This window comes from Mycobacterium palustre, from assembly GCF_002101785.1.
Classification (GTDB): Bacteria; Actinomycetota; Actinomycetes; order Mycobacteriales; family Mycobacteriaceae; genus Mycobacterium; species Mycobacterium palustre.
In genome coordinates, this window is sequence record NZ_LQPJ01000032.1 from 1 (window position 1) to 7,014 (window position 7,014).

Below are 7,014 nucleotides of genomic sequence, written 5' to 3' on the forward strand. Positions count from 1 at the left end.
CAGAAAATCCCAACGCACCGCGAAGGGGGGGCCAAAACTAGCCGTCACACTGGGGCCACTTCAAGTTGACATTGCCAATTCAGAGCCCGTCTCGCCCGCGACCGGGTCGGTGGCCAGCAGTCAACCGCACTTTTCGGTGGCCGCTATAGGTAAGGAGCTCAGGATGGCAAGTGATTTCGACGTTGTGCCGGGTACGGCGCCGTCAAAATGTCCGATCGCGGCAGCCACCTACGATCCGATGGATCCGGAACACCTCGCCAACCCGGATGCAGTGTTTCGGACCCTCGCCGAGGACAACCCGGTTCAGTTCATTCCTGCCCTACAGATGTACTTCGTACTGACCGAGGATCTGTGTCGGGAGGTGCTGCGCGACACCGATACTTACACATCCCGACTTGCCAACAACCCGGGAGAGGTCCCCGATGAGGTCAAGCCGCGGCTCCCCGAGGGTTATCCGCATTCGTTTCCCGGTCTCATCAACAACGACCCGCCGGCACACGACGAGCACCGTTACTACATCAAGCGGCTGTTTACGCCCAAGACCGTTCTGCAATACCAGCCGATCATGGAAGCTCTGACGACCGAATTGATTGACGGGTTCATCAGTGACGGACACGTCGATTTTGTAGGCCAGTTCGCTGTACCACTCCCGATTAGGGTCATCACCACGATCCTGGGCGCGCACGACTTGGACATCGACACGGTGCGGCGCTGGACAGAGTCGGCGTTCGGTTTGGTCGACCCCAACCTTGAGCACAGCGTACGTGTGGGCATGGCCAACGACATCGCCGATCTCAACGATTATGCGCAGGCGCTGATCGACTCTCGGCGCGCCAGTCCCACCGACGACTTGATGTCGACGTTGGTGCACTTGAAGACGGATGAGGGCGAATACGCCTACAACGACCCCGAATTGCGTCACCACTTCCTGATCTTGTTGGGTGCCGGAAACGCGACGACGACGACGCTGCTGGGCAATCTGGTCTTCCATCTGCTGCGCGACCGCACCAACTGGGAGCGGTTCGTCGCGGATCGATCTCTCGCCGACTCGGCAATCGAAGAGACCCTTCGGATTAAGGCGCCGGCCAAGATCGCTTTCCGCAACGCCACCCGCGACGTCGAACTCAGCGGTGTGTCGATTCCGCAGGGCGCGTTCGTGTGCCCGGCGCTTACCCAAGCGAACATGAGCGACGAAAAGTGGCCGAATCCCACCGAGTTTCAGATTGACCGCCCGAACGCCCGCGAGCACTACGCCTTCGGTAAGTTCGCCCACTTCTGCCTCGGAGCCCCGGTATCGCGGCTGGAGGCCAAGCTCGTCCTCAACAAGCTGGCCGATCGCCTGCCCGGGTTGCGCCTGGCGAAGGACTTCATCCCGCAGTATCGGCCGCACATCCTGACCCAAGACCTGCTCGAGCTCCCATTGGAGTGGGACCTCTGACACTGCCGCGACGCGCACCGCATGTGAGCAGGCCCGCCGACACCGCGCGGCAGGGGAGGGCGATTTCGCCCGGATTTCTTCGCACAGGTGACAGTGGCGACGCCCAGATGAGTAATGCCGGTCACACTTGGCCGCGCTGGAGGGAACCGATGCGCCGAAAGGGAGAAGAAAGTCGTGGTTGCTGACCAGGATCGGGTCGTCGGGCTGACGCCCAGGGTCGCTGACCTGATCCGCCCCGCGTCGGCGCCGGACGTTGCCAAGCCCTTCCGCGCCGTCGGTGGCTTCATCGCCATGGCTACCGACACGTTGATCGCGATTCCGCGTCGGCCCTTCGCCTGGGAAGAGATGTTGAAACAGGCATGGTTTGTGGCCAGGGTGTCGATTTTGCCGGCGATCTTTCTTGCCGCCCCGTTTGCGGTGCTCCTAGCGTTCACCTTCAACATTTTGTTGCTCGAAGCCGGGGCTGCTGACCTGGCCGGAACCGCCACGTCTTACGGCATGGTGAGCCAGCTTGGGCCGGTTGTGACGGTCTTGGTGGTCTCCGGGGCTGGTGCGACGGCGATGTGTGCTGACCTGGGTGCGCGAACCATCAGGGAGGAACTTGACGCGCTGCGCGTGATGGGTCTGGATCCGATCCAAAGATTAGTGGTGCCGCGCGTTTTGGCTGCGGCTTTCGTTGCGGTGATGCTGTCCTCGGTGGTCGTGCTCACTGGGGTCGTCGGGGCGTTCGTCTTCTCAGTGTTCGTCGAGGATGTCACGCCGGGTGCGTTCGTGGCGAGCATGACGCTCATCACCCATGCTGCGGACGTAGTCGTCGGACTCATCAAGGCCGGTTTGTTCGGACTTACCGCCGGCTTGATCGCCTGCTACAAGGGAGTCTCCGTGAAGGGCGGACCGGCCGGCGTAGGCAACGCCGTCAACGAGACCGTGGTGTACACCTTCGTGGCGTTGTTCATCATCAACCTTGTAGCCACTGCCATCGCTTTGAAATTCACGGTCACGATATGAGCTCCGCTCCCGCGAGATTCCCACACTCGTTCCAGCACCGGTTGGCCCGGTTCGCCGCCGACCTCGACCGCCTCGGCCTGCAAACGCAGTTCTACGCGCGCACCCTTCGGGCGGTTGGCGACGTCGCGGTGAATTACAAGGCGGAGACGCTGCGCTTGGTCGCGCAAATGGGTTTGGGTGTCGGCGCGCTGGCTGTCATCGGCGGCACCGTGGTCATCGTCGCAATGCTGAATTTGTCCGTGGGCGCCCTCGAAGCAGTTGTCGGCTACAAGCAGCTCGCCCACATTGGCCTGGAGGCCCTGATGGGCTTTGTCTCCGCCTATTTCAATGTCCGCCTGGCTGCTCCGTTGATCGCCGGCGTGGCCCTGGCAGCCACGATCGGTGCCGGCACGACCGCTCAATTGGGTGCGATGCGCATCAACGAGGAGATCGACGCGCTCGAAGTGATGGGCATCAGGTCGGTGGCCTATCTGACATCGACCCGGGTGGTCGCCGGGGTGATCGTAGTTATCCCCCTGTATTGCGTGGCATTGGTGTCATCGTTTATGGCCTCTCAGGTCGCGACCATGAGCTTCGGCCAATCCAGCGGCGTCTACAACCATTACTTCCACGCTTTTCTTAATCCCAACAACGTCGTGGTGTCGTTCCTACAGGCGATCGCAATGGGGATCGTGATCATGTTGATCCACACCTATTACGGCTATCACGCCTCGGGCGGGCCAGCCGGAGTGGGTGAGGCGGTAGGACGGGCGGTGCGCCTGTCCCTTATCGCTGCCACCTCCATCTCGATGTTGGTTTCGCTGGCCATCTACGGCCAGTCGGGCGACTTCCATTACGCAGGGTGATTCATGCGTATCCAGCGAACCGCGATGCACCGGGCACGGCGACCCCGGCTCCGCCCGGCCTGGTGGACTCTCGGGTTGGCCGCGGCGGTCGTCGCCATCATCGCGCTGTGCTCGGCGATGTTCACCGGGGCGTTCAACTCCGATGTGCCGGTAACGGTGATCTCCGATCGATCCGGTTTGATCATGGAAGCCGGTGCGAAGGTCAAGATGCGCGGCGTAGAAGTGGGCCGAGTGGTCAGCGTCGAATCCGACCAGTCGACCGCCCGATTGAAATTGCGCCTTGAACCCGGCGACTTGCGCTACATCCCGGCCAACGTGGGGGCGCAAATCCGTTCCACCTCGATATTCGGCGCCAAGTACGTCGACTTGGTGTCTCCCGATCATCCAAGCGGCCGGACGTTGGCCGCCGGAGCAATCATCAAGTCCCGCAACGTGACCAGCGAAGTCAACACGCTGTTCCAGAATCTTCAGAACCTGCTTGACCGCGTCGACCCGGTGAAATTGAACGCCGTCCTGAGCGCCCTCGCGCAAGGGCTGCGCGGCAAAGGCGCAGTCATCGGCCGAGCCACCACCGACGCAAACCAGGTGCTGCAAACCATCAACCCACTGATGGACACAGCACGCGAGGACGTGCGGTCGGTGAAGGAGGTCGCCGACACCTATAGCGCCGCGGCGCCGAGCATCTTGGCAACCCTTGACCACCTGAGCACCACAAGCAAAACGATCACCGCTCACACCGGCGATCTGGATGCGCTGTTGCTGAGCACGATTGGGTTCTCCAATTCGGGCATTGAGCTACTCGCGCCGAACGAAGGCAACCTCGTCAAAGCTGTCGACTTGCTCAGGCCGACAACTGATCTGCTGTTGAAATACAACCCCGAATACACGTGCCTTCTGGTCGGGGCCAAGTTCTTCCTCGACCACGGGGGATACCAGGGTATCGGCGGCAACGGTAAGTCCGTCATCCTCGACGGCTCGGTCATCTGGGGCAGCGACCCATACGTTTACCCGGACAACCTCCCCATTGTCGCAGCCAAGGGTGGCCCGGGCGGCAAGCCCAGCTGCGGCTCGCTGCCCGACGTATCCAAGAATTACCCGGTCCGCCAGCTGGTGACCAACACGGGATTTGGCACCGGACTCGATTATCGGCCCAACATCGGTCTCGGCCACCCGTGCTACGCGGACTTCGCTCCGGTGACACGCGCGATACCCCAGCCGCCAAGCATCCGGCAGTGCATACCTGGACCGGCGCCAGGCCCGGTGACGCTGACATATCCGGGCGGACCGCCGTACGGCGCGCCGTTGTACGGGCCCGACGGGACGCCGCTTTATCCCCCGCCCCCCGGAGCCCCTCCGCCGCCGGCGGACGCACCGACGGGGCCCGCGAACACACCGCTGGCCCCCGCGGATACACCGTCGCCGCCTGGATCGTGACCGATGCAATGACGCAAAGGATTTGGCAATGATGCAAACGCTGCGTGGCACCATCGTCCGGTTGACGCTATTCACGTGCGTCTGCACAGCCGGGACGTTTGCACTGCTGCTGGTATACGCCCAGCTCCGCTTCGAGCCGACCAAGACGTATCGCGCCGAGTTCACCAGCGTCACGGGGTTGGCCGACGGACAGTTCGTCCGCATCGCCGGTGTTGAGGTCGGCAAGGTCAAGCGCATCACCATTACGCCGGCTAATACCGCTCTGGTGGAGTTCAGCGCCGATGACTCGGTGCTTCTCACGCACGGCACCCGCGCTGTGATCCGTTACGACAACCTCGTCGGGGACCGGTATCTGGAACTGCAAGACGGACCGGGCAGCACTGCCGTCCTGAAGCCGGGAGACACCATCCCGATCCAGCGCACGGCACCGGCGCTGGATCTCGATGCGCTAATCGGCGGCTTTCGGCCGCTGTTTCGCGCATTGAATCCCGATCAGGTCAATGCGCTCAGCGGCCAACTGGTGCAGGCATTCCAAGGGCAAGGCGCGACCATCAATTCGTTTCTGTCACAAGCCGCCTCGCTGACCACCTCGTTAGCCGACCGCGACCAGTTGATTGGCGAAGTGGTGGCTAATTTAAATTCTCTGCTCGGATCCCTCGCCGAGCAGAGTGGGCAATTCGATAAAACGGTGACCTCCCTGGCGAAGCTGGTCGCGGGGCTTTCCGCCCGCAAAACCGACATCAGCGCCGCGGTGGCCGCCACCGACGCAGCAGCCGGATCGTTAGCCGGCCTGCTGGGACAGGTCCGCCCGCCGTTTGCCGCCGCGGTGCCGCAGGCTGATCGCGCTGCGACCATCGCTCTTGCCGACCACGATTATCTCGATAATCTGCTCGCCACCCTGCCCGATGCCTACCAGGTGCTGGGGCGTCAGGGCCTTTACGGCGACTACTTCGCGTTCTACTTGTGCGATTTGGTGCTCAAGGTGAACGGCAAAGGCGGCCAACCGGTGTACGTGAAGCTGGCCGGCCAAAGCTCTGGGCGGTGCACACCGAAATGACGCGTAAGAAGCTTCGTTCCGAGCGCAACCTGGCTCGCCTGGGCGCGATCGGCGTCGGGGTCGCCATCGGCGTGGTGCTCGCCGCATTACACGTCGACGAGCTGCCGCTGCTGAACACCGACAAAACGTATTCAGCATTCTTCGCCGAGGCCGGTGGTCTTCAGCCCGGCGAGGAGGTGCAGGTGGCCGGCTACCACGTCGGCAAAGTTTCCAACATCGAGCTGCAGGGCGCGCGAGTGCTGGTCACCTTCAAAATCACCGACAACGTCCACCTCGGAGACCGCACCGAAGCGGCAGTCAAGACGAAAAGCCTTCTGGGCGTCAAGGTTTTGGAGGTCATCCCACGCGGAAGCGGCCAGCTCACCCAGCCAATCCCCTTGGAGCGAACCACACCTGCGTACGAAATCACCGATGCGCTAGGTGATCTGGCGACCACGGTGGACGCCTTGGACACCACCCAGCTCAACGCATCGCTATCGACGCTGGCGGAGGAGTTCTCCCAGACACCGCCCGAGCTGCGCGCCGCCGTAGCAGGCATATCGCGCTTTTCCAAAACATTGGCCGACCGCGACGAGAAGCTGCGGCAGCTACTGGCCAACGCGCGCAAGTCCACCGCCGTTCTGGCTCAACGCAGCGAGCAGGTGGTGCAGCTGATCGCAGACTCGAACGCTTTACTGCGCCAACTGGTCACGCAACGAGCCGCACTGGACCGGATCTCGGGCGACATCTCCGCACTGGCCAAACAGCTACAGGGATTCATCGGCGAAAACCGCCAGCAGCTGCGCCCGGCGTTGGACAAGATCAACGGTCTGCTGGGAATCCTGGACAACCGCAAGGACAAGGTTCAGGAATCGATTAACAAGCTCTCACCGTACCTATTGGCACTCGGTGAAGCCGTCTCAGGCGGGCCATTTTTCAAGCCATACCTCGCCAATCTATTGCCGGGCCAGTTCGTCCAGCCGTTCGTCGACGCCGCGTTCTCTGATCTGGGCGTCGACCCCAACACCCTGTTGCCGTCGCAGTTAACCGATCCCCAAACCGGCCAGCCGGGGACGCCACCGCTGCCGGTGCCATACCCGCGCACGGGTCAGGGCGGCCCACCGAATCGGACACTGCCCGACGCCATCACCGGCAACCCTGGGGATCATCCGTGCGGTGCCCCGGGCGTGGTGGGATCCGCCGGCCCAGGCTGCTATCCCCACCGCCCGCCGCTGCCGGCGCCCCCACCGTCA

The 7,014-nt window shown here is 62.7% G+C and carries 6 protein-coding genes; all 6 read left to right on the forward strand.

Annotated features, from left to right (window positions below):
- On the forward strand, positions 1–1,438 hold a 1,438-nt coding region (locus AWC19_RS03075), incomplete at its 5' end, for a cytochrome P450 (RefSeq protein ID WP_142280935.1).
- A 291-nt stretch (positions 1,439–1,729) separates the two neighbouring features.
- A complete protein-coding gene (locus tag AWC19_RS03080; protein ID WP_085076637.1) occupies positions 1,730–2,446 on the forward strand; it encodes an MlaE family ABC transporter permease in 717 nt (238 codons plus the stop codon).
- Complete coding sequence (locus AWC19_RS03085; protein WP_085076633.1) at positions 2,443–3,291, forward strand: ABC transporter permease; 849 nt, start codon at positions 2,443–2,445, stop codon at positions 3,289–3,291. Before AWC19_RS03080 ends, AWC19_RS03085 begins: the two co-directional genes overlap by 4 nt.
- A gap of 3 nt (positions 3,292–3,294) precedes the next feature.
- Complete coding sequence (locus AWC19_RS03090) at positions 3,295–4,725, forward strand: MCE family protein (protein WP_245848673.1); 1,431 nt, start codon at positions 3,295–3,297, stop codon at positions 4,723–4,725.
- Positions 4,726–4,753: 28 nt separating this feature from the next.
- Positions 4,754–5,782 (forward strand): MCE family protein, encoded by a 1,029-nt coding sequence (locus AWC19_RS03095; protein WP_085076635.1) that lies wholly within the window; start codon positions 4,754–4,756, stop codon positions 5,780–5,782.
- Positions 5,779–7,014, forward strand: a 1,236-nt coding sequence (locus AWC19_RS03100; RefSeq protein WP_085076636.1) for an MCE family protein, incomplete at its 3' end; no start/stop codon positions are given. The genes AWC19_RS03095 and AWC19_RS03100, both read left to right, overlap by 4 nt.